The organism is Streptomyces tuirus (genome assembly GCF_014701095.1).
GTDB classification, from domain to species: domain Bacteria; phylum Actinomycetota; class Actinomycetes; order Streptomycetales; family Streptomycetaceae; genus Streptomyces; species Streptomyces tuirus.
This window is the reverse complement of the sequence record NZ_AP023439.1, coordinates 4,023,571-4,046,900: the sequence shown is the minus strand read 5'-3', so window position 1 is coordinate 4,046,900 and position 23,330 is coordinate 4,023,571. Positions and strand designations below refer to the sequence as shown.

General features: G+C 73.5%; 21 protein-coding genes. 3 read left to right on the top strand and 18 right to left on the bottom strand.

Going from position 1 to position 23,330, the window contains the following annotated elements:
• Positions 1-103 precede the first annotated feature (103 nt).
• Positions 104-985, top strand: a complete 882-nt coding sequence (locus IGS69_RS18620; RefSeq protein ID WP_190901252.1) for a diacylglycerol kinase catalytic domain-containing protein — start codon at positions 104-106, stop codon at positions 983-985.
• Positions 986-1,026: 41 nt separating this feature from the next.
• Here IGS69_RS18620 and IGS69_RS18615 read toward each other — a convergent pair whose 3' ends face one another.
• The gene (locus tag IGS69_RS18615; RefSeq protein ID WP_190901250.1) at positions 1,027-1,527 is read right to left on the bottom strand and encodes a GbsR/MarR family transcriptional regulator; all 501 of its coding nucleotides are present in this window, start codon (positions 1,525-1,527) and stop codon (positions 1,027-1,029) included.
• Between the two features lie 74 nt (positions 1,528-1,601).
• Between IGS69_RS18615 and IGS69_RS18610 the strand changes: the two genes are divergently transcribed.
• Complete coding sequence (locus IGS69_RS18610) at positions 1,602-2,516, top strand: ABC transporter ATP-binding protein (protein WP_190901248.1); 915 nt, start codon at positions 1,602-1,604, stop codon at positions 2,514-2,516.
• Positions 2,513-4,111, top strand: a complete 1,599-nt coding sequence (locus tag IGS69_RS18605) for an ABC transporter permease (protein WP_190901246.1) — start codon at positions 2,513-2,515, stop codon at positions 4,109-4,111. Before IGS69_RS18610 ends, IGS69_RS18605 begins: the two co-directional genes overlap by 4 nt.
• A gap of 46 nt (positions 4,112-4,157) precedes the next feature.
• On the opposite strand, the gene IGS69_RS18600 is transcribed toward IGS69_RS18605, so the two are convergent.
• The 17 genes from IGS69_RS18600 to IGS69_RS18520 form a co-directional block, all read right to left on the bottom strand.
• Positions 4,158-5,363: a cytochrome P450 gene (locus IGS69_RS18600; RefSeq protein ID WP_190901243.1), complete on the bottom strand. Its 1,206-nt coding sequence runs from the start codon at positions 5,361-5,363 to the stop codon at positions 4,158-4,160.
• Positions 5,364-5,543: 180 nt separating this feature from the next.
• Positions 5,544-6,209 carry a response regulator gene (locus IGS69_RS18595; protein WP_190901241.1) on the bottom strand — a complete coding sequence of 222 codons (666 nt, stop codon included), beginning with the start codon at positions 6,207-6,209 and terminating at the stop codon, positions 5,544-5,546.
• Positions 6,206-7,549: a sensor histidine kinase gene (locus IGS69_RS18590; RefSeq protein ID WP_190901239.1), complete on the bottom strand. Its 1,344-nt coding sequence runs from the start codon at positions 7,547-7,549 to the stop codon at positions 6,206-6,208. Before IGS69_RS18590 ends, IGS69_RS18595 begins: the two co-directional genes overlap by 4 nt.
• 126 nt (positions 7,550-7,675) lie before the next feature.
• On the bottom strand, positions 7,676-8,359 hold the full coding sequence (locus tag IGS69_RS18585; protein WP_190901237.1) for a response regulator: 684 nt from the start codon (positions 8,357-8,359) through the stop codon (positions 7,676-7,678).
• Positions 8,356-9,732, bottom strand: coding sequence for a sensor histidine kinase (locus IGS69_RS18580; protein ID WP_190901235.1), 1,377 nt, complete (start codon positions 9,730-9,732; stop codon positions 8,356-8,358). The genes IGS69_RS18585 and IGS69_RS18580 overlap by 4 nt, the downstream gene beginning before the upstream one ends.
• On the bottom strand, positions 9,725-10,936 hold the full coding sequence (locus IGS69_RS18575) for an acyltransferase family protein (RefSeq protein ID WP_190901233.1): 1,212 nt from the start codon (positions 10,934-10,936) through the stop codon (positions 9,725-9,727). Before IGS69_RS18575 ends, IGS69_RS18580 begins: the two co-directional genes overlap by 8 nt.
• Positions 10,929-12,005 (bottom strand): alpha/beta hydrolase, encoded by a 1,077-nt coding sequence (locus IGS69_RS18570; protein ID WP_190904550.1) that lies wholly within the window; start codon positions 12,003-12,005, stop codon positions 10,929-10,931. Before IGS69_RS18570 ends, IGS69_RS18575 begins: the two co-directional genes overlap by 8 nt.
• A 253-nt stretch (positions 12,006-12,258) precedes the next feature.
• Positions 12,259-13,122, bottom strand: coding sequence for an alpha/beta hydrolase (locus IGS69_RS18565; RefSeq protein ID WP_190901231.1), 864 nt, complete (start codon positions 13,120-13,122; stop codon positions 12,259-12,261).
• A gap of 285 nt (positions 13,123-13,407) precedes the next feature.
• Positions 13,408-14,619, bottom strand: coding sequence for a kynureninase (gene kynU, locus IGS69_RS18560; protein ID WP_190901229.1), 1,212 nt, complete (start codon positions 14,617-14,619; stop codon positions 13,408-13,410).
• Positions 14,612-15,442, bottom strand: coding sequence for a tryptophan 2,3-dioxygenase family protein (locus IGS69_RS18555; RefSeq protein ID WP_190901227.1), 831 nt, complete (start codon positions 15,440-15,442; stop codon positions 14,612-14,614). Before IGS69_RS18555 ends, kynU begins: the two co-directional genes overlap by 8 nt.
• 167 nt (positions 15,443-15,609) lie before the next feature.
• A complete protein-coding gene (locus tag IGS69_RS18550; RefSeq protein WP_190901225.1) occupies positions 15,610-16,023 on the bottom strand; it encodes a DUF3151 domain-containing protein in 414 nt (137 codons plus the stop codon).
• Between the two features lie 181 nt (positions 16,024-16,204).
• Entirely contained in the window at positions 16,205-17,671 is a 1,467-nt protein-coding gene (locus tag IGS69_RS18545; RefSeq protein ID WP_190901223.1) for an MFS transporter, read from the bottom strand.
• Between the two features lie 134 nt (positions 17,672-17,805).
• Positions 17,806-18,828: a class II fructose-bisphosphate aldolase gene (gene fbaA / locus IGS69_RS18540; RefSeq protein ID WP_190901221.1), complete on the bottom strand. Its 1,023-nt coding sequence runs from the start codon at positions 18,826-18,828 to the stop codon at positions 17,806-17,808.
• Positions 18,829-18,976: 148 nt separating this feature from the next.
• Positions 18,977-19,525 (bottom strand): orotate phosphoribosyltransferase, encoded by a 549-nt coding sequence (gene pyrE, locus IGS69_RS18535; protein WP_190901219.1) that lies wholly within the window; start codon positions 19,523-19,525, stop codon positions 18,977-18,979.
• A 165-nt stretch (positions 19,526-19,690) separates the two neighbouring features.
• Complete coding sequence (locus IGS69_RS18530; protein WP_190901217.1) at positions 19,691-20,488, bottom strand: aldose epimerase family protein; 798 nt, start codon at positions 20,486-20,488, stop codon at positions 19,691-19,693.
• A gap of 118 nt (positions 20,489-20,606) precedes the next feature.
• Positions 20,607-21,428 carry an SRPBCC domain-containing protein gene (locus tag IGS69_RS18525; protein ID WP_190901215.1) on the bottom strand — a complete coding sequence of 274 codons (822 nt, stop codon included), beginning with the start codon at positions 21,426-21,428 and terminating at the stop codon, positions 20,607-20,609.
• A 144-nt stretch (positions 21,429-21,572) separates the two neighbouring features.
• Positions 21,573-23,228, bottom strand: coding sequence for a polyamine aminopropyltransferase (locus IGS69_RS18520; protein WP_190901212.1), 1,656 nt, complete (start codon positions 23,226-23,228; stop codon positions 21,573-21,575).
• Positions 23,229-23,330: the final 102 nt, after the last annotated feature.

Here is a 23,330-nt window from a genome sequence, read left to right as displayed (position 1 = left end):
GTTGGCCGCCAACCGTCGGACCGGATGCCCCGGAATAGACGAAGCCCCTGGCGCAATAGCGCAAGGGGCTCTTGCACAAAGATGCTACCCGAGGAAGCGAGGCATGGCCGAGGTGGCGACTTCCGCGACGTCCGAGCAGCTGCTGGTGGTGGTCGATCCGGTCGCCCGTAGGTCGGACGGAGAGTCCGTCCGGATCGCGAAAGACGTGCTCGGAGCGGGTGCCGGCATGAAGCTGTGTCTGCCGGACGGGCCGGAGGAGTTCGCCCGGGCGCTGGCCCGGCGGGGCTCGCGGCGGCCGGTGGTGGTGGGCGACGACCGGGCCCTGATCCGCGCGGTGGCGCTGCTGCACCGGCACCGGGAGCTGGCCGGATGTGCGCTGTCGGTGGTGCCGGTCGGGGGCGCGCTGTCCCTGGCCCGGTCGCTGGGGGTGCCGACGGGGACGGTCGCGGCGGCGCGGGCGGTGCTCGACGGCGTCGAGCGGCGCATGGATCTGATGGTCGACGACAGCGACGGGGTGGTGCTCGGCGCGCTGCGGATACCGCCGCCCCGGCCCGCTCCGGCCGGGGCGGTCCCGGAGGGCACACCGGACGCGGACGCGATGCCGGGCCACCCGTGGCTGCGGACCTGCCAGTCCCTGGTCCGCACGCTGGTCCCGGCGGGCCGCCCGTCCCGGGTCGCCGCCGCGCCCGAGCCGGGGCCGTCCCGGCTGCGGGTCGAGGTGGACGGGGACACGCTCATCGACCTGGACCAGCCGGTGGAGGCCGTGTCGGTGGCACCGGTCGCCGCGGGGGTGGCGTCGGTGGAGGTCAGGCCGGTGTCGGTGGGCGCGGAGGCCTCGCCGCTGCTGGCCCAGGGCCGGACGGTGACGGTGTCCGGGGCGCACTTCCGCTACCGCGCGGACATGGCGGTGTCGGGGCCGGTACGGACCCGGACATGGGTGGTCCGGGAGGCCGCCTGGGGGCTGACGGTGCCGTCGGGGCGGTGAGCAGGCCCGGGGGCCTGCCGACGGACCTCCGTAGAAGGCCCCTAGGCCCGGGGTCCGAACGTCTTGTCGCGGTGCACCCGCCAGCGCTCCATCAGGGCGACGAGTTCACCGTCGAGGAATTCGAAGAACGCCAGCGTCTCGGAGAGGCGGCGGCCGGCCGGGGTGTCGGCGCCGAGGCTGGTGACGCCCTCGCGCATGGCGCCCTCCCATCGCTTGAGGACGGTGTCGCGGTTGGTCAGGGCCTCGTACCACTGGTCGCCGTGCACCCGGTAGCGCTCCCGGCGCGAGCCCGGCTCCCGTTCGCGGGAGACCATGTGTGTCTGGGCCAGGTAGCGCACTGCCCCGGACACCGCCGCGGGGCTGATCCGCAGCTGCTCCCCCAGCTCGGCGGAGGTCATCGAGCCCGCGTCGGAGGACAGGAGCGCGGCGAAGACCCGGGCGGGCATGCGCGTCATCCCCGCCTCGACGAGCTGGGCCGCGAAGGACTCCACGAACCTCGACACGGCCTCCGCGTCCCGGCCGGTCCCGGCTGATTCCGTCATGGGCCTCATCCTATCCGTGATTCACACGCTTCCTTAACTTCACAAATTTATGAAAGAAGCGTACGTTCTGAAACATGACGAAGGCCATCACCGTCTCCGGACTGCACAAGTCCTTCGGGCGGACGCATGCTCTCGACGGGCTCGACCTGGAGGTCGCCGCCGGCGAGGTGCACGGCTTCCTCGGCCCCAACGGCGCCGGGAAGTCCACCACCATCCGGGTCCTGCTCGGCCTGCTGCGCGCCGACTCCGGCGCCGCGCAGGTCCTCGGCCGCGACCCGTGGACGGACGCGGTGGAGGTGCACCGCCGGATCGCCTACGTCCCCGGCGACGTCACGCTGTGGCGCAACCTCTCCGGCGGCGAGGTCATCGACCTCTACGGCCGGCTGCGCGGAGGGCTCGACGCGCGGCGCCGCGCGGAGCTGATCGAGCGCTTCGAGCTCGACCCCACCAAGAAGGGCCGCACCTACTCCAAGGGCAACCGGCAGAAGGTCGCCCTGGTCGCCGCGTTCGCCTCGGACGTCGACCTGCTGATCCTGGACGAGCCGACCTCGGGCCTGGACCCGCTGATGGAGGAGGTCTTCCAGCGCTGCGTCCGGGAGGAGCGCGACCGGGGCCGTACGGTCCTGCTCTCCTCCCACATCCTCAGCGAGGTCGAGGAGCTGTGCGACCGGGTGAGCATCGTCCGCGGCGGCCGCACGGTCGAGAGCGGTTCACTCGCCGACCTGCGCCACCTCACCCGCACCAGCGTCGTCGCCGAACTCGCGGGTCCGCCCGACGGCCTGGCGGAACTGCCCGGCGTGCACGACCTCGACGTGCGGGGGCAGCGCGTCCGGCTCCAGGTCGACACCGACCGGCTGAACGGCGTCCTGCGGTCGCTGAGCGACTCGGGCGTACGGTCGCTGACGTCGACACCGCCCACGCTGGAGGAGCTGTTCCTGCGGCACTACCAGGAGGAGACGGCCGAGCCGGACGCGGCGGTGGCCCGATGACCACGTTCGCGGTACGGCCCGGCAGTTCACGCCAACTGGCCGGCACGGGAACCCTGCTGCGGTTCGCCCTGCGCCGCGACCGGCTGATGATCCCCGTGTGGATCGCGGTGAACGCGCTGATGGTGCTCTCCATGCCGGGCACCCTGGAGGGCCTGTACGGCACCCCGGCCGAACGCGCCGACCTGATCCGGCAGATGGAGACCAACTCCTCGCTGCGCGCGATGGTCGGCCCGGTCTTCGGCGACTCGCTGGGCGCCCTGACGGCCTGGCGCGTCGGCATCTACGCCGGCGCCCTGGCGGCCGTGATGAGCCTGCTGATCGTCGTACGGCACACCCGGGACGAGGAGGAGAGCGGCCGTCAGGAGCTGGTGGCGTCCGGGATGGTGGGCCGCCGGGCCTCCCTGACGGCGGCCCTGCTCGCGGCGGCGGTCGCGAACGGGGTCCTGGCGCTGCTGGTGACGGTGGGGCTGGCCGGGCAGGGCACGACCGGCGCCCTGGCCCTCGGGCTCGGGATCGCCGCCGTCGGGATGGTCTTCGCCACGATGGCCGCGATCGTCGCGCAGCTGACGGAGAGCGCGCGGCCGGCACGCGGTCTGACGGCGGCGGTGCTCGGAGCCGCGTTCGTGCTGCGCGCGGCGGGCGACTCGGCCACCGACGACGGTTCCTCGGTCCTGACCTGGCTGTCGCCGCTGGGCTGGCTGGAAAACCTGCGGCCGTACGCGTCCGAGCGCTGGTGGGTGCTGGCCCCGCTCGCCGGGGCGGTGGCCCTCCAGGGTGCGGTGGCCTACGCCCTGGCCGGCCGCCGGGACCTCGGCATGAGCTTCCTGCCGACCCGGCCGGGCCCGGCGTCCGGCCGCCTGGGCAGCGCCGGCGCCCTGGCCTGGCGGTTGCAGCGGGGCGGCGTGCTGGGCTGGAGCATCGGCTTCTTCCTGGCCGGGGTCGTCTACGGCGGCATGACCGACGGCGCGGCCGAGCTGGTGGGCGACAACGACAACGCCCGGCGCGTCTTCGAGCGCATGGGCGGCCGGTCCGGCCTGACGGACGCGTTCCTGGCGTCGATGGTCGGGATGCTGGGCCTGATCGCGGCGCTGTACATCGTGGCGTCGGTGCTGCGCCTGCACGGCGAGGAGACCTCGGGCCGGGCGGAACCGGTGCTGGCGAACGCGGTGGGGCGGGTGCGCTGGGCCTGCGGTCATCTGGTGATCGCCTTCGGCGGCGCCGCCCTGATCATGCTGCTGGCCGGGCTCGGCTTCGCCGTCGGCTACGGCAAGGAGACCGGCCCGATCCTGGCGGCGTGCCTGGCGCAGCTCCCGGCGGTATGGGTGATCGGCGGGCTGGCGGTGCTGCTGCACGGGGTCCTGCCCCGGGCAGCCCCGGCGGCGTGGGGCGTCGCCGGGGCCGTGCTTCTGATCGGCTGGGTCGGGCCCGCGCTGGACGTACCGCAGGCCGTGCTGGACGTCTCACCGTTCGGGCACCTGCCGAAGCTGCCGGGCGGATCCATGCAGTGGGGGCCCGTGCTGGTCCTGACCGGGCTGGCGGCTCTGCTGGTGGCCGGAGGGCTGGCGGGGTTGCGGCGGCGGGACATGACGACGTGACCGGGACGGGTTCGGGTGGGGGTGCGGGTGCGCATTCGGGTGCGGGTCACCCCACCTCCACGGGCAGCCCCTCCAGTCCCCTGATCACGAAGTTCGGCTTCCGCTCGGGCTCGGCGGCCAGTCGCAGCGTCGGGGCGCGCTCCAGCAGCGCACCCATCGACGCGGCCAGTTCGATACGGGCCAGTGGTGCGCCGATGCAGTAGTGGATGCCGGCGCTGAAGGAGATGTGGGGGTTGTCCGCGCGGGTCAGGTCGAGGGCCGACGGGTCCCGGAACACCGCCGGGTCGTGGTTGGCGGAGCCGAACAGCATGGCGATCTCCGCGCCGCGCGGGATCGTCGTGCCGGCGATCTCGATCTCGTCCAGGACCCAGCGTTCGAACAGCTGGAGCGGGGTGTCGTAGCGCATCAGCTCCTCGATCGCGGAGGGGATGAGCGTGTGGTCCGCGCGCAGCAGCTCCAGCTGGGAGGGGTTGCGGAACAGGGCGTACCAGCCGTTGACCGTGGCGTTCACCGTGGCCTCGTGGCCGGCGTTGAGCAGCAGCACGCAGGTGGAGATCATCTCCTGCTCGGTGAGCCGGTCGCCCTCGTCATGGGCCTCGATGAGCCCGGAGATGAGGTCCTCGCCCGGCTCCTTGCGGCGGGCCGCGATCAGGTCGCGCAGGTAGTCGGAGAACTCGACCGACGCCCGGACCGCCTTCGCCGCCGTGTCCTCGGACGGGCTCAGCTCGTACATCCCGCAGATGTCCGCCGACCAGGGGCGCAGCGGGGCCCGGTCGGACTCCGGGATGCCGAGCATCTCGGCGATCACCGCGACGGGCAGGGGCTCGGCGACGTCCTTCAGCAGATCGCCGCCGCCCGCCTCGACCAGCGCGGACGCCAGGTCGTCGGCCAGGCCCCGCACATACGGCTTCAGCCGCTCCACCGTGCGCGGTGTGAACGCCTTCGACACCAGTCGGCGGATCCGGGTGTGGTCCGGCGGCTCCAGGTCGAGCATCCCGTGGTCGTTGAGCGTGTGGAACGGCTCGTGCTCCGCCGCCGGCGCCGTGCGGCCGAACTCCTCGTGCGTGAACCGGTGCTGGTACGTGCGGCCCAGGCGGCGGTCGCGCAGCAGTGCCGAGACGTCCGCGTGGTGCGGGACGATCCACTGGTCCGTGGGCTCGAAGTAGTGCACGCGGCCCCGGGCACGCAGCTCGGCGTAGGCGGGGTAAGGGTCGGCGAGGAACGCCGGGTCCCACGGGTCGAAGGCAGCCATGCCGGGACGCTAGCTCCCGACCCCCCTCCCTGACCAGGGGTGTTCCTTCGCGAGATGCCCTGCAAGCCGATGCAGCTGGACTGATCCGTCCATGTCGCCCCCGGGCCCGAAAGCCTGCGGACCCGGGGGCCTGCGGACCCGAAGGCCTGCGGACCCTGGGGCCTGCGGGACGACATCCGGCTAGCCCGGCGTCACCAGCCGCGCCTCGTACGCGAACACCGCCGCCTGCGTCCGGTCCCGGAGGCCCAGCTTCACCAGGATCCGGCTGACGTGTGTCTTGATCGTGGACTCGGCGACCACCAGCCGCTCCGCGATCTCCGAGTTCGACAGGCCCTGCGCGATGAGGACCAGCACCTCCGTCTCCCGCTCGGTGAGATCCCCGTAGGCCGCCTGCGCGGAGGGCATCAGGCGCGGCTTCTCGGAGAGCTTGGAGAACTCGGTGATCAGGCGCCTGGTCACCGAGGGGGCCAGCAGCGCCTCCCCCGACGCCACCACCCGCACCCCGTCGGCGAGCTGGCGGGCCGAGGCGTCCTTGAGGAGGAAGCCCGAGGCACCCGCGCGCAGCGCCTGGTACACGTACTCGTCGAGGTCGAACGTGGTGAGCACCAGCACCTTCGCCGCACCGTCGGCGGCGACGATCTCGCGGGTCGCCTCGATGCCGTTCAGCTCGGGCATGCGGATGTCCATCAGCACCACGTCCGGGGCGAGCTCTCGGACCCTGGCGACGGCCTCGCGGCCGTTCACCGCCTCGCCGACGACCTCGATGTCCGGCATCGCGTTCAGCAGGACCGAGAAGCCCTCGCGCACCATCATCTGGTCGTCCGCGATCAGGACCCGGATGGTCATGCCTCGTCCCCGCCCGGCAGGGCGACCGGCAGGAACACCGTCACCTCGTAGCCTCCGTCCTCCGTGCCGCCGGCGGTCATCTCGCCGGTCAGCATCGACACCCGCTCCCGCATGCCCGTGATGCCGTGCCCGGCGCCGGGCGAGGGCTTGACCAGGCTCGGGTTGGGCGGAGGGCCGTTGACCACGCGCAGCCCCAGGCCGCCGAGCACGTACCCGATCTCCACCCGGGCGGTGGCCCCCGGCGCGTGCCGCAGGGTGTTGCTCAGGGCCTCCTGCACGATGCGGTACGCCGACAGCTCCACGCCCTGCGGCAGCTCCCGCACCGCGCCCGTCACCGTCTTCTCCACGGTCAGCCCGGCCTCCCGGACATTGGTCAGCAGTCCGTCCAGGTCGGCGAGCGTGGGCTGCGGGGCGTCCGGCACCTCGTAGTCCTCGGCACGGACGACGCCGAGCACCCGGCGCAGTTCGGTCAGGGCCGCCACCGCGTTCTCCCGGATCGTGGCGAACGCCTTCTCCAGCTCCGGCGGCGGGTTCTCCACCCGGTACGGCGCGGCCTCCGCCTGGATGGCGACGACCGACATGTGGTGGGCGACGACGTCGTGCAGCTCGCGGGCGATGGTGGTGCGCTCCTCCAGCAGGGTGCGGCGGGAGCGCTCGTGCGCGGTGACCGTCTGCTGGGCGGTGACCTCCTGCTCGGCGTGGCGCCGGATGTGCCAGACGGTGACGCAGAGCAGGACCAGGGCCGATATGACCAGCATGGCGGCGGAGTTGCTGCCGTACGCGTAGTAGGTCGGGCCGATGCCGGTGTCCGCGACGAGGGCGTACGCCGCCGTCAGCGCCCACATCCACGCTGCCGTGCGCGGCCGGGTGCGTATCGCCACGACCGTCAGCACGGTCAGATGGCAGGCGAAGCTGCCGGCTGCCCAGGGCCATTCACCCCATTGGCTGCCGAGCGCGGAGACGATCGGCGTGGAGACCATGGACGCCCAGAACGCGACGACCGGCCGGACCATGGTCAGCAGCACGGGAATCGCGCAGAGCAGACCGAGCAGCAGGGCCGGGCCGCCGGAGTCGACCGTGGAGAACGCCAGGGTGATCAGGGCCGCCACGGTGATCAGGGCGTGCGGGAGCCACGCCGCGTACTCCCGCAGCCGGCCCGGTAGCCGCCGCACGATCCGCCCGTCCGTGCGCCTGCCGGGCAACGGCCGGTAGGCGAACGCGTCCTCGATGAGGTCCTGCCGCAGGCCGCGCAGGGAGTCCACCGCCACCCGGTACTCCGGACTGCGTGGCTTGGCCCGGTCCCCGGGCGGTGTGGTCTGCACGTGAGTCGTCTCGGTCACGTACAGAACCGTAGGCGTACCCCCGGGTCCCGGTCGTCCCCAGTGAGAGGGGTTCCTGCCCGTCCCTCTCAGGTACTACGGGGCGGACCAGGGGCGATCCGCCCAGGGGCGATCGGCGCCGCCCCGTCAGTAGCCCGACGGCCGCACCAGCCCCGACTCGTAGGCGAACACCGCCGCCTGGGTCCGGTCTCTGAGGCCCAGCTTCACCAGGATCCGGCCCACGTGGGTCTTCACCGTCTGCTCGGCCACATACAGGTGCCGGGCGATCTCCGCGTTCGACAGGCCCTGCGCGATCAGCGCGAGTACCTCCGTCTCCCGCTCGGTCAGGTCGCCGATGCGCTCCTTGAGCGGGGCGCGGGGCTTGCCGTCGAGCCGCGAGAACTCGGCGATCAGCTTGCGGGTGATGACCGGGGCGAGCAGCGCCTCCCCGGCGGCGACCACCCGGACCGCCTCGGCGAGCTGCTCCGCCGACGCGTCCTTCAGCAGGAACCCGGAGGCTCCGGCGCGCAGCGCGTCGTACACGTACTCGTCGAGGTCGAAGGTGGTGAGCACCAGCACCTTGATGTCCGGGTGCGCGGCCGTGATGTGCTCGGTCGCCTCGATGCCGCCGATGCCGGGCATGCGGATGTCCATGAGGACGACGTCGGGGAGGGTCTCGGCGGCCTTCGCGACACCGCTCTCGCCGTCCTTCGCCTCGCCGACGACCTCTATGTCGGGCTGGACGCCCAGCAGCACGGTGAAGCCCTGCCGGACCATCGCCTGGTCATCGACGATGAGAACCCGGATGGGGTGGCCGGTGCCGCTCGTCATGAGGTCCCTTTCCTGCGAGCCGTGGGGTGGTCGGTGCCCGGCGTGTCGGCGGGCGGGGTGTCCGGGAGGAAGGCGGTGACCTTGAAGCCGTCCCAGTGCCACGGATGCGCGGTCATCGTGCCGCCGAGCATCGCGACCCGCTCCCGCATGCCGAGCAGTCCGTGCCCCGCCCCCGTCGACGGCGGGGGCGGCCCGGTCGGGCGGCCGTTGACGATCTCCACCTCCAGGCCGTCCGCCTCGTACGTGAGGCGGACCGTGATGTTCGCGCCGGGTGCGTGCCGCAGGGCGTTGCTCAGCGCCTCCTGCACGATCCGGTACGCCGACAGCTCCACGCCGGGTGGCAGCGGGCGCCGCTCGCCGCTGATGTCGGTGACGACCTCGCGGCCGACGGCCCGGGTGTTCTCCACCAGCGTGTCGAGCCGGTCGAGCGTGGGCTGGGGGGCGTGCGGTGCTGTCCCGTCGTGCGGGCCCTCGGGCGACTCACCCGGCCCGGTGTGCTCCGAGCGCAGCACGCCCAGCACCCGGCGCAGCTCGGTCAGCGCCTCCAGCGCGTTCTGCCGGATGCCCGCGAGGTTCTCCTTGAGCTCGTCGGGCGGGTTCTCGACGAGGTGCGGAGCGACTTGTGCCTGGATGGAGATGACCGACATGTGGTGGGCCACCACGTCGTGCAGCTCCCGCGCGATGCGGCTGCGCTCCTCCAGGAGGGTGCGCCGGGTGCGTTCCTCGGCGGTGAGCGTGGTCTGCTCGACGAGTTGGGCGCGGGCCTCGCGCCGGCCCCGGAGCGCGCTGCCGAGTATCACGACGATGGTGAACAGGGAGACCGCGAGGACGCCGGTGGTGTCGTAGGGCTCGCCGGTCCAGAGGCTTTCGAAGACCCAGGTGGGGAACGCGGTCACCGCCAGGGCCGCCACCGCCGCGCGGGTGGGCACCCGCAGGGCGAGCAGCAGCAGCACGAACAGCTCGGCGATGATTCCGGCGGCGGTCCAGGGCCAGGTGTAGGTCTCCAGGTCCAAGCCCATGCGGGTGCGCACCGCAGCGGCGCCCAGGACGAATACCCCCAGGGACAGCCACCACGCCGGGACCGGCCGCCACATGCCCAGCACCACGGCGCCGCCCTGTCCGCCCGCGACCAGCAGCGCCAGGCCGGAACCGAGATGCCCGTTGTCGGTCATGTCGCCCGCGCCACCGACCGTGATGCCGAACGCGGCCAGGCACAGCAGTCCGTGCGGCAGCCAGCGCAGCCAGGTGGAGGGGGGCAGCGGGTCCGCCCGGACGGTCCACAGGTCCCCGCGCAGTGCCCGCAGCCAGCCCGTGACGCGCGCTCGCGGCGCGCGGCCCACCCCCGTGTCCGTCACGCGGCCCAGCCTAGACATGTCGGGCCTTCGCCGGGGTGCCCCGGTCGGACGGACGGTGCGAGCGCACCACCCGCGATCTGCGGCCCCGGCCGCCGCTGTTGCGCTCGAAAGAGCGGAAGGCGGCCCAGCAGACCGCGAGGGCGAGTGCGAACACGGGCAGCCACAGCAGCCGGGCACCGACCCAGCCGAGCCCGTCGGGCGGAGTGTGCAGGCCGGGCAGCCGGCCGGCGAGGAGGCCGGTGGCGGTCGTGGCCATCAAGGCCGTCTGGCGCCAGAGGAAGACGGTCATCGCGGAGAGGTTGACGAGCGCCACCGCCGCCCACGCCAGGGGCCGACGCGTCGTGTGCCGCAGGCGCTCGCGCAGCAGCAGGGCGAGACCGCACTGGGCCAGGCCGAACGTGACGACGGCCAGCGAGGGCGGGTCCAGGTTGGACATGCCCCCGCCCGGGACGCCGACCATCGCGGCCGGATAGCCCGCCCACCCGACGAGCGCCGCGGTCGCCGCCGCCCCGGCCCCCAGCAGGATCCAGCCCGCGCGGCGGCGCTCCAGCTCCCCGCGGGTCCAGGCCGCGCCCAGCGTGTAGGGCACCATCCAGCCCGCCGCCACGTTCACCCAGCCCAGCCAGGAGGGGCCGCCCAGGCCGAAGCGCAGCAGGTCGACGTGGAGCACGACGGCCAGGGGCCAGAGCGGGCTGAGCCGGGTGAGCAGCGGGGTCGCCGCCGTCAGGCCCGCGAACACCAGGAGGAACCACAGCGGGGCCAGGGCCAGTTTCACCAGCGTGCGGACCGTGCCGAACTCGGTGCCCGACAGCAGCAGGGCGAGCGCGGCCGCCGTCCACAGGCCGAGGACGGCCGCGACCGGCGTGAACAACCGGGTCAGACGGCCCGTCAGCCACTGGTGGTAGGGCACCCCCCGGGCACGGGCCGAGGCGTAGCCGCGGGTGGCGACATGGCCGCCGACCAGGAAGAACACCGCGAGTGTCTGGAACAGCCAGGAGATGGGCGCCAGCCAGGGCATGTGCTGCAGGGGGCTCGCGGTGCGCAGGGTGCGGCCGTCGGAGACCAGGGCGGTGACGAGCCAGTGCCCGAGGACGACGCCGAGGACGGCGACGGCCCGCAGGGCGTCCACGGCCCGGTCGCGGTCGGGCGGGGTGGCCGCACCGATGCGGTCGGCGCGGCGGCGCACTCCCCGCCGGAGCGCGCGTACGCCGATGTCAGTCATGGGTCACCGCCTTGGTGTCGCCCAGGACGATCCGGGCCAGGTTGGTCAGGGAGGTCGAGCCGGGCCTGAAGTAGTCGCTGTGGCCGCCGGCGCCCGCCGTGAAGACCCGGGCGCCGAAGGCCGGGGAGACGGGGTCGGTGCCGAAGCCGACCGTGGTGCCGAACAGGTCCAGGCCGAGGTGCGGGACGTTCTCCACCCAGTCGTCACCGCCCCGGGCCGCCCAGACCCGGGCGCGGGTGTGCAGGCCGGCGGCGGTGTCCGCGCCGGTGCCGGGGCTGCCGACGAGCGCGATGTCGTCGATGTCGAGGCCGGCGGCGGAACGGCCGCATACGACCGAGCCGTAGGAGTGGCAGAGGAGGGAGATGCGCGCTCCTTCGCCGGATATCGCGCGCAGGTCGGCGACCAGGGCGCGCAGGTGCGGGGCCGCCTGCTCCGCCCTGGTGGTCGTCGTGACCGTCGTGCTGACCGTGCCCGGCGTCTCGTAGCCCAGCCAGGCCACGACCGCGGTGTGCGTGCCCGCCGGGGCCTGCCGGGCGAGCTGCCGGTGCAGGGCGGAGGCCGCGGCGTGGAACCGGCCGTAGGTGTCGAGGCCCGTGTCGGAGCCGGGGACCAGGACGGCGACGCGGCCGGCCCGGGCGAGGTCGCCGAGGACCTCCGTCACCCGGCCGGAGCCGCGGCCGTCGAAGTGGAGCAGATGCCGGGTGAGGGCGGCCAGCCGACGGTCCGTCGCGGCACGGCTGCGGTCGTGGTGGGCGGCGGCCATGCGGGACGCCTCGGCGGCGTTGGCCCGGTTGACGGCGTAGGCCTCGTCGAGCGTCGCCGCGCCGAGGGGCGCGAGGGAGGCGGGGGCCGGTGCGGGGGTGTCCGGTCGCACGGCCGCGGAGAGGGGCAGGACCACGGCGCCCGTCACGAGGGCGGCGAGCGCGGCACGGCGCCAGCGACCGGCACGACGCCATCGCCCGGCGCGGCGCCACCGCCCGGCGCGACGCCAACGACCGGCACGGCGCCACCGCCCGGCGCCACGCCATCGCCCTGCACGGCGTCCACCGTCGACACGGCGCCACCGCACTGCACGGCATCCGCCGTCGGCACAGCGTCCGCCGTCGGCACGGCAGTACTGCGGTGCGGCCCCCATGGTCGTCCCCCTCCAGCGCGCCCGGCCATCGGATCCGCATGGAAGGGAAGTTACGGAGCGGGCGACCTCGTCCGCGTCACGCCCAGGAACTCATCTGCCGGGTAGCTCTCAGGTATTACGGGTATGACCGAGGCCTGCTCATACGGGCTGGTCGAGGGCGGTGCCGGAGACGGCCGCGCCGCGGTGCTCACCAGGCCAGTTGCGCGATCTCCTCCACGACCACCGCGCACGCGTCCGCCGCCGGGTCGATGAGCGGGAAGTGCCCCACGTCCTCCAGCAGCGTCACCCCCACCATCTCCCCGGCCTTCGCCGCCGCCTCCGCGTACGACTCGGCGACGGCCTGCGGCACATCGAGGTCCGTGCGGCCCTGGACGAGGGTGGTGGCGATGCCGGTGGGCAGCAGCAGCGCCGGGTCCGCGTACGGCTGCCGCTCGGCGAAGTTCTCGTCCCCGCCCAGGAGTTGACGCGCGGCGCCCCCGCACACGTCCAGCTTGTCGGCGATGGAGAGGTCGGCGATCGGGGCGAGGGCGACGACGCCGCGCAGTGTCGCCGGGCTGCCTCCCCGCCAGGGCGAGCCGGCCGGCAGGACGTGCCGGGCGGCACCCCACAGCGCGAGATGCCCGCCCGCCGAATGGCCGGTGAGGACCGTACGGCGCGGGTCGGCCTGCGGCAGCAACTCCCGTACCAGCGCCGGGAGGGCGTCCAGTGCCGCGGCGACGTCGTCGAAGGTGTCGGGCCAGCGGCCGGCGACGGAGGCGTCACCGCCGCCGCGCCGGTACTCGGCACTGGCCACGGCGAACCCGCGGCGGGCGAGGAAGTCCGCGAAGGGGCTGATGTGGCGCCGGTCGTAGGGGGCCCGCCAGGCACCGCCGTGCAGGACGAAGACGACCGGGGCGGGCCCGGGGCCACCGGCCCGGCGCGGGGCGTAGAAGTCGATCACCTGGTCGGGATGGTCACCGTAGGCCGCGGTGGCGTCGGGGTCGACGGGCGCGTGGGAGAAGGCCGACTTCTCCTCGGCAGCGGCCCGTGCTGCTGCGACGTCGTCCGTCATGCTCCAACCTTCCAGCGTCGAACCGTACGCGGCGCCCCAGTTGAGGGGTTCAGCCGTTGGCCGGGACGGTACCAGGCGCATGACATGCGCGAACACGCAGATGTGACGCTCGGTGAAGACCGGGCGGACGCCGCGGGGCCGGGGACACCACCGGGGTGTCCCGGCCCCGCCGCCGCCCGGGCGGAGCCACCGCTCAAGCCACCTCAGGCCGACTCACGACTCAGGCCGACTCAGGCCGGCCGACTCAGGCCGACTCAAGGCCGACTCAAGCCGCCTCAAGCCGCCTCAAGCCAGCGTCTGCGCCAGCACCCGCGCCGCCCGCTCCACGTCGGCGAACCCGACGTACAGCGGCGTGAAGCCGAAGCGCAGCACGTCCGGCGCCCGGAAGTCGCCGACCACTCCCCGCTCGATCAGCCGTTTCATCACGTCACCGGCGTCGTCGCAGCGCAGGGCGATCTGGCTGCCCCGCTCCTCGTGCGCCAGCGGCGTCACACACACGACCCGGCCCTCGGGCACGTACGCCGCCACGCACTGAAGGAAGAAGTCCGTCAGCGCGAGGGACTTGGCCCGCACGGCCTCGACCGACACCCCGTCCCAGACGTCCAAGGCCGCCTCCAGGGCGAGCATGGAGAGGATGTCGGGCGTGCCGACCCGGCCGCGCAGGGCACCGGGGGCCGCCTCGTACCCGCTGCGCATCCCGAACGGCTCGGCGTGCGAGTTCCAGCCGGGCAGCGGCGAGTCGAAGCGGTCCTGCAGCTCCCGCCGCACGTACAGGTAGGCGGGTGAACCGGGCCCGCCGTTCAGGTACTTGTAGGTGCAGCCGACCGCGAGATCCACGCCGTGCTCGTCCAGCCCGACCGGCAGCGCGCCCGCGCTGTGGCACAGGTCCCAGACGGCGACCGCGCCCGCCTCGCGCACGGCGGCCGTCAAACCGGGCAGGTCGTGCAGCCGGCCGGTGCGGTAGTCGACGTGGTTGAGCAGGACGGCGGCGGTGCGCTCGCCCAGCGCGCCCGGCACGTCGGCCGGTGCCACGGGCCGCAGGGTGCGGCCGGTCATGCGGGCGGCGGACTCGGCGATGTACCCGTCGGTGGGGAAGGTCGTCGCGTCGACGAGGAGCTCGTCACGGCCCTCCCCGGCCATCCGGACCGCGCCCACGAGTGCCTTGAAGACGTTGACGCTGGTGGAGTCGCCGACGACGATCTGCCCGGGCGCCGCCCCGACCAGCGGGGCGATCCGGTCGCCGATCCGCTCGGGCGCCGTCCACCAGCCGCTCTCCTCCCAGGACCGGATGCGCAGCTCGCCCCACTGGCGGCGTACGACGTCCTCCACCCGGCCGGGGACCACGCCGGGCAGCGCGCCCAGCGAGTTGCCGTCGAGGTAGACGTCCACGGCGTCGGCCGCACGATCGGACGCGGGGTCGAGCACGAACTCGGCGCGCTTGGCCGCCAGTTCGTCGACGGCGTCCAGCTTCTCCGCCACGACGGCCAGGTCAGACATAGGACCGCGCCGTCCACAGCTCGGGGAACACGTTCTTCTGCGCGCGCTTCTCCAGCCAGGCCACCCCGGCGGAGCCGCCCGTGCCGGTCTTGGCGCCCATCGCACGGCGGGTGGCGACCAGGTGGTCGTTGCGCCAGCGCCACACCAGCTCGGCGACGTCGCTCAGCGCCTCACCCAGCCGGGCGACCTCGTCGCTCTCGTCACCCGCGTAGACGGCCGTCCAGGCCGCCTCCACCTGCGGCGACGGCTCGTAGCGCTTCGAGACGTCGCGCCGCAGCACGGCCTCCGGGATGTCGTGCCCGCGCCGCGCCAGCAGCCGCACGACCTCGTCGTACAGGCTCGGCTCGTGCAGCGCCTTCTCCAGCTCGGCGTGCACGCGCGGTGCGCCCCGGTGCGGGACGAGCATGGACGCGGACTTGTCGCCGAGCAGGAACTCCATGCGCCGGTACATCGCCGACTGGAAGCCGGAGCCCTCGCCGAGGGCGCTGCGGTACGAGTTGAACTGGGCCGGCGTGAGCTGGGCGAGCGGCTTCCAGGAGTGGTTGAGCGCCTCCAGCTCGCGGACGGACCTCTTGAGCGCGTGGATGGCGGTCGGGATGTCGTCACCCCTGAGCGCGCCGGCCGCCGTCTCCCACTCGTGGACGATGACGGTGAACCACAGCTCCATCACCTGGGTCGTCACCAGGAAGACCATCTCTCCGGGATCGTCGGAGAGGGTGTGCTGGAGGTGGGTGAGTACGTCTGCCTTGACGTAGTCCTCGTACGGGGTCGTGCCGTGGAAGTCGAGATGCGGGGTCTCGGGCTCGTGAGCCTCGTGGGACATCGCTGTCTCCTGCGTATAACTCCGGGTAGCGGTCCGCCCCTGCCGAATCCGACACGGGGGCCCCGGTCCCCGAGGGCATCTTGCGCAATCGTCCCCCGAAACGCAATCGTCCCCCGAGACCGCAAGGCCCGCCTTTCGGGGACGGGCCTCGCGGGCACGGACCGTGGTCAGCCCAGGACCTGCGCCGCCGTCGGCGAGGAGTCCTTCAGGAACTGGGAGCAGCGCTCGTGCTCGTCCTGCTCGCCGATCGCCTGCGCCGCGCGGGCGAGGGCGTGCAGGGCCCGCAGGAAGCCGCGGTTCGGCTCGTGCTCCCACGGCACCGGGCCGTGGCCCTTCCAGCCGCTGCGGCGCAGCGCGTCCAGACCGCGGTGGTAGCCCGTGCGGGCGTACGCGTACGACTCCACGGCGGCGCCGCGCTCGAACGCCTCGTCGGCGAGCTGGGCCCAGGCGAGCGAGGAGGTGGGGTGCGCACCGGCGACCTCGACGGGCGAGGCACCCGACGCGAGCATTTCCCGCGGCCCGGGGTCGTCGGGGAGGTGGGTCGGGGGCGGGCCCCCGAGCAGGTTCTCGTGAATGGACATGCCCCAAGTCTGCGGCATCGCGACGGCGGCGGCGCCGTTGGACCGGGATGGTACGCACCTCGGCACTTCGGGGTGCTCGGCGCTGACTCGGGGCGGGGTCGGTGCGCAGCCCGGCGTAGCGGGGTGCCCGCGCCCACCCGTGCCGCCCCCAGCGGCACGCATGCCCGCTAGGCCGGGTCCGCTACCCCAACCGCTTCCGCACCGGCTCCCCCTCCAGCGGCGGTGCCGTCACGCCGCCGTGCCGCAGGCATTCCGGGCGCTTGCAGTCCGGTGGCGGCCTGCGCACCGCCGCGGCCGCGATCACCGACCCCGCCACCAGCGCCCCCGCACACCAGCCCATCGCTTTGTCGAACGCCGTGTCGAAGGCGGCCGGCTCCCGGTACGCCTCCTCCCCCATGCCCACCAGCAGCGGCAGCGCCGCCACCGCCATCAGACCCGCCGCCCGGGCCGCCGCGTTGTTGATGCCGCTGGCCAGCCCCGCCCACACCACGCTCACCGAGCCCAGCACCGTCGCCGTGAGCGGCGCCACCAGCGTGACCAGGCCCAGCCCGAGCACCACCAGCGCCGGCAGCACATCGGTGACGTAGGACGCGCCCGGTCCGACCCGCAGCATCAGGAGCATCCCGGCCGCACACAGCAGCGGCCCCACCGTCAGCGGGATCCGCGGCCCGATCCGGTCGGCCAGCTCCCCGGAGCGCGCCGACAGCAGCAGCATCAGCACGGTCGTCGGCAGCAGTGCCGTACCGGCGGCGAGGGCGGAGTAGCCCACGACCACCTGGAGCTGGAGCGCGGCGAGGAAGAAGAACCCGCCGAGGGCCGCGTACACGCACAGCGTGACCAGGTTGACGGCCGTGAACTGCCGGGACGCGAAGATGTCCAGCGGCATCATCGGATCGGGCCGGCGCCGCTCGACGAGCACGAACGCGACGGCCGCGGCCAGCCCGGCCACCGCCGAGACCGCGACCACGAGACCGCCCTCATGGGCCTCGATCAGCGCGTACGTCACCAGCGCGAGGGCCAGCGCCCCGAGCACGGCCCCGAGCACGTCGAACCGCCCGTGGGCCGAACCGTCCCCCGACTCGGGAACGTGCCGCAGGGCCACCGGCACGCACACCAGCGCCAGCGGCACGTTCAGCAGGAACACCCACCGCCAGCCCGGCCCGTCCACCAGCCAGCCGCCGACGAACGGCCCGACCGCCGCCCCGATCCCGCCGAAGCCGGACCACAGGCCCACGGCCCGCCCCCGGTCGTCGGGATGGAAGGACGCCTGGATCAGCGCCAGTGACCCGGGGGTCAGGAGCGCGCCGCCCACCCCCTGGAGCGCCCGCGCGGCGATCAGCACGCCCGCGTTGGGCGCGATGCCGCACAGCAGCGACGCCACCGCGAACCACACCACGCCGACGACGAACACCTTGCGCCGCCCGAACCGGTCCCCCAGCGCCCCGCCCAGCAGGATCAGCCCGGCCAGCGTGACCATGTAGGCGTTGACCGTCCACTGCAGGGCGGACAGGTTCGCGTCGAGGTCACGGCCGATGCGCGGCAGGGCGACGTTGACGACGGTCGAGTCCAGCATCGCCATGCTGGAGCCGAGGACGGTGGTGAGCAGGACCCACTTGCCCTGCGGGGAGGCCAACCGGACATCGGGCATGCAGGGAGCATACGGAAGAGCCCGGCACCTCAGGAGGTGCCGGGCTCCACGCGAGCGAACAGTACTAGCCAGTACTAACCAGGACTAACCGATGCCCACCGGCGTGATCCGGAGCGATCCGCCGCGATCCGGACTTACTTGATCTTCGTGCCGGTCGAGCGCAGGTTGCCGCAGGCCTCGACGACGCGCGCGGCCATGGAGGCCTCGGCCAGCTTGCCCCAGGTGCGCGGGTCGTAGGTCTTCTTGTTGCCGACCTCGCCGTCGACCTTCAGCACACCGTCGTAGTTGCGGAACATGTGGTCCGCGACCGGGCGCGTGAACGCGTACTGCGTGTCGGTGTCGATGTTCATCTTCACGACGCCGTTCTCCAGCGCGGTGCGGATCTCCTCCTCCGTGGAGCCGGAACCGCCGTGGAAGACGAAGTCGAACGGGGAGGCCTTGCCGAACTTGGCGGCGACGCCCTCGTTCAGCTCCTTCAGCAGCTCGGGGCGCAGGACGACGTTGCCCGGCTTGTACACGCCGTGCACATTGCCGAAGGACGCGGCGAGCAGGTAGCGGCCCTTCTCGCCCAGGCCGAGGGCCTCGGCGGTACGGATCGCGTCGTCGACCGTGGTGTAGAGGGAGTCGTTGATCTCGTGGGAGACACCGTCCTCCTCGCCACCGGTCGGGGTGATCTCCACCTCGAGGATGATCTTCGCGGCGCGGGCCTGCTCCAGCAGCTCCTGCGCGATGGCGAGGTTGTCGGCGAGGGTCTCGGCCGAGCCGTCCCACATGTGCGACTGGAACAGCGGGTTCAGACCGGCCTCGACGCGCTTCCGGGACAGCGCCAGGAGCGGACGTACGTACCCGTCGAGCTTGTCCTTGGGGCAGTGGTCGGTGTGCAGCGCGACGTTCACCGGGTACTTCTCGGCGACGATGTGCGCGAACTCGGCCAGGGCGACCGCGCCGGTCACCATGTCCTTGTTGTACTGACCGCCCAGGAACTCGGCGCCACCCGTGGAGATCTGGACGATGCCGTCGCTCTCCGCCTCAGCGAAACCGCGCAGGGCCGCGTGCAGGGTCTGGGTGGAGGTCACGTTGATGGCCGGGTAGGCGAACTTTCCTGCCTTCGCCCGGTCCAGCATCTCGTTGTAGACCTCGGGAGTTGCGATGGGCATGCGTCCGCTCCTTGTATCTGCGGGTTGACGTACTGCTGTGTCTAACGGCCCTGACCTAGACCTTGGGGTGCGACGTCATCGTCGGCCCCATCTTTCCAGACTTGGCCGGAAGGTCCAGGCCACCGTCCACGCCCTGGTCGGTGCGCGGTCAGTCGAGTCCCAGCTCGTCCTTGGAGAAGGCGTAGAGGTACGGCACCCCGGCGCCCTCCTGGATCTTCTCGGCGGCGCCGGTCGCCCGGTCGACGATGGTCGCGACGGCGACGACCTCGGCCCCGGCCTCGCGCACGGCCTCGACGGCGGTGAGCGGGGAGCCGCCGGTGGTGGAGGTGTCCTCGACGACCAGCACGCGGCGGCCCGCGATGTCCGGGCCCTCGACGCGCCGCTGCAGGCCGTGCGCCTTGGCGGCCTTGCGCACGACGAAGGCGTCCAGGCGCTTCCCGCGCGCGGCGGCCGCGTGCAGCATGGCGGCGGCGACCGGGTCGGCGCCCATGGTGAGGCCGCCGACGGCGTCGAAGTCCAGCTCGGCGGTCAGGTCCAGCAGCACCTGGCCGACCAGCGGGGCGGCCTCGCCGTCGAGCGTGACGCGCCGGAGATCGACGTAGTAGTCGGCTTCCAGACCCGATGACAGGGTCACCTTGCCGTGCACCACGGCCTTGTCCTTGATCTGCTGCAGCAGCGCGCCGCGAGTGTCCGTCATGCCGCCCAGCTTAAGGGTCCTTCTGATGGAGCTCCGCGGCGTCGCGACGCCCGGCACGCACGCTCGCCGCACGGGGCCGAGGGCCAGGTGGCTCCGCCACATGACCCTCGGCCCCGCACGCCGATCGCACGCACCGAACGCCGCTCCTTCTCCCGCGGATCTCCATCAGAAAGACCCTAGGCGGCGCCAGCGCCAGGTCGTGGTGGCCTCCAGCGGCTCCAGGGGTGTGACCAGGCGCGGCAGGGTGTTGAGGCCGTTGGGCGGGCCGGTCTGCGGTTCCACGCACACGGCCTCCCGCTGCTCGTCGTAGACGACGACCCACTCCTCCCGGCTCGTCACCTTCAGCTCCAGCTGACCGGGCCAGGTCAGGGTGGCCTCGACGCCGCCGGGCATGCCGAAGCAGTCGTCCCAGGGGCCGGGCTTGGGATCGAGGCGGTTGCCGGTGGGCAGATGGTCCTCGCCGCGCTCCTCCTGCCAGGCGGGGTCGAAGTCGAGGGTCACGTCCTCGCCGCCGAGGTTCCGGTTGAACCAGGGGTGCCAGCCGATCTGCGCCGGGAAGGACGACTCGTACGTCTCGACGGACATGGTCAGCGTCAGCGCGTCCTCGGTGAGGGCGATGATCTGGGTGACGAGGCCCGGGTGGGGCCAGGGGTCGGTGAGCTCGCAGGTGAGGACGGCCTCGTCCGTGCTCGTGCGGGCGGTGCGCCAGGCGTGGTCGCGGACGGTGCCGTGGATGGCGTGCGGCGGGGCGTTCAGCGGCATCTGCCGCATCTCGGCGCCGTCCAGGAAGCGTCCGTCCCGGATCCGGCCGCACCACGGCACCATCGGAAAGCACCCGAAACGCGCGCCCTGTCGCAGCAGTTCGACGCCGCCGATCCGCAGCCCTCCGACCCGGCCGCCGTTGCCCGGCTGCACGGTCACCTCCGCGTCACCCGCGGTCAGCGTGATGTCTTCGTCACTCACGGGTCGACCCTACTGCGGTGATCAAGAGGGCCTCGGCGGGTGCGGGGTGGTTCGGCCATGTCCGCCCGGCCCGCACGCGGTGGTGGCTCAAAGGCGCCGGCGCAGGGCCAGGACCCGCTCAGCGGCGCCGGCGCAGGGCCCGGACCGCCACGATGGCCGAGGCCACCGCGAGCGCCGCCGCGGGGGCCGCCCAGCGCAGCGGGGCCGCGGGCGTCACGGTCTGCGGCGCGGGCACGGGGGCGTACCGGCCGCGCGGCGGTGCGTGGTCGACCTCCTCGGCGCTGCGCCCGATCATGGTCCGCCGCGCGTGCGCCGCCTCGGCGATGTCCTCCTCGTCCTCCTCGTCCTCGGGTCCGAGGGAGGAGGACGGGACGTCGACGCCGAAGACGGAGGGGCGCTCGGGGTCGGCCGGTGGCTCCTCGGTGAGACCGGGGTCGGCGGGGGCCTTCCCCTCGGCCGCCGCGCCCGAGTCCTGGCCGGACGGGGGCGGGGGCGTCGGCGCCTCGTCGTCCGCGCCCGTGGCCGCCGCGGCGAGGTGCTCCGCGAAACGGTTCAGCAGCCGGGTGACGGCGCTCTCCACCGCGTCCGCCGGGAGGTCCTTGATCCGTCCGTCCGCGGAGGCCGTGCCGTCGTAGACGACGGTGCAGCCGTCCTCCGCCGTGCGCAGGGCGATCCGCAGGCTGAGCTTGACCGAGCCGCTGCCGCGCGACTCCTCCGCCTCACCCTCGACGGCGTACGCGTCACCGTCCCGGCGCGAGACCCGTACGGCACCCCGGTAGGTGACGGAGTGGCTGCCGACCCGGATCTTCAGCCGCCCGGCGACCGGTTCGGCGCCGGCGTCCTGCTGGAGCCCGGGAACGGCCCGGGCGACCCGCGCGGGGTCGTCCAGCACCTCCCTGAGCCGCTCGGCCGGAACCGGAACGAACACCTCGTGCTCCATGTCGACGGACTCTACCCAGCACAGCCCGAAACGCACCCCCGCCCGGGGGATTCACCCCCGATCCACCTCCACCAGGCGTATCCTCCGGGCCCGCACGCCCGTCCGGCAGGCCCCGGGCCCCTCGGTACCGCGGACGCACCAGGGTCAGTACCGCGGATGCACCAGCGTCGACGCCGGCAGGCCCGCGATCCGCGTCCGTCGCGCCGCCCGTTCGCCCGCGGCCAGGGACGCCTGTGTGAGGACGCTCGGCCGCGGGCCGTCCGGGTCGAGCCGCGGGCGCGGATTCGTGCGGCCGGCCAGCACGAAACCCCAGTCGTGGGGCGCCCGGGCGCGTTCGGAGGGCGTGCGGCCGGGCCCGGCGGCGGGGCCGGCGTATCGGCCTCCCGTGCCGTACGGGGCGGTGCGTAGGCCTGCCGCGCGCACGGTCGCCTCGACCGTCCAGAACACCCGGCGGTCGGACGCGACCGGCCCGGCGTGCACCACGAGCCGCCCGCCGGGGGCCAGCACGCGCCGCACGAGGCCGTAGAACTCCTGCGAGTACAGCTTCGTGCTCGCCGTGATGCCCGGGTCGGGCAGGTCCGAGACGACCACGTCGTACGCCGCCGGGGTCGCCCCGCGCAGCCAGCCGAAGGCGTCCGCGGTCGTGACCTGCACGCGCGGGTCGCCGAAGGCGTGCTCGTTGAGCGCGGACAGGGCCGGGTCGGTGCGGGCCAGCCGGACCACCTCCGCGTCGAGTTCGACGACGTCGACCCGGTCCACTCCGGTGTGCCGCAGCACCTCGCGCACCGCGAGGCCGTCGCCGCCGCCGAGGATCAGCACGCGCGCGTGCGGCCCGGTCATGGCCGGGTGGACGAGGGCCTCGTGGAAGCGCACTTCGTCGCGCCCGCTGACCCGCAGCCGGCCGTCGAAGTAGATGTCGAGGGGCCGGCCGCCCGTACCGCCGGCGAGGACCACCTCCTTCACGCCGGTCTGGATCGCCACGCGGACGTCCCCGCCGTACATCGCCTGCCGCGCGGCCCGTTCGAAGTCGTCGACGAGGACGGTGGCGGAGGCGAGGACGGCGAGGACGAGGGCGTTGCCGATCAGCAGCAGCCAGCGGGCCCGGCGGGTGAGGTCCTGGCGGAACAGGCCGAGCACCAGCGCCCCGCCGACGACGGTGTTGACCGCGCCGGTGAGCAGTGCGCCGGTCAGCTGCCCGAGACACGGCAGCAGCAGGAAGGGGAAGGCGAGGCCGCCGACGAGGGCTCCGACGTAGTCGGCGGCGGACAGGTCGGCCACCGCGCCGCCCGCGTCCTGGCGGCGGATCCGCTGGATCAGCTCCATCAGCAGCGGGACCTCGGCGCCGATGAGCAGTCCGACGGCGAGGGAGAAGGCGACCAGCAGGCAGCGCGGCCCGTTGGCCCACATGCCGCCCCAGTCGCCGGTCCAGGCGAATACGGCGTACAGGGCCATCGCGCTGCACCCGCCGACGAGCGCGAGGGCGGCCTCGACGGCGCCGAACCCGGCCGCGGCGAGCCGGCGCAGCCGCTTCGCGGCGAGGGATCCGATGCCCATCGCGAAGACCATCACGGACAGCACGACGGACGCCTGCGTCACGGAGTCGCCCATCAAGTACGAGGCGAGCGCGACGAGTTCCAGTTCGTACACGAGTCCGCAGGCCGCACAGACGAACACGCCGGCGAGGACGAGGAACCGTCCGGTGCCGGGCCGGACGGGCAGTCGCGCCGGGTCGTCGGGGCCGCCCGGGGCGCTCCAGGGCTCCTGCGAACGGGGCGGGGCGGGCGCGTGCGGCTCGATCACGCTGCGACGTTACGTCACGCCTCGACCGCGGTCCGTCACCCACACGTGTGGTGCTGGTTTACAGAGGACGGACATCGGTATGAGATTCGGTTGACCACATAC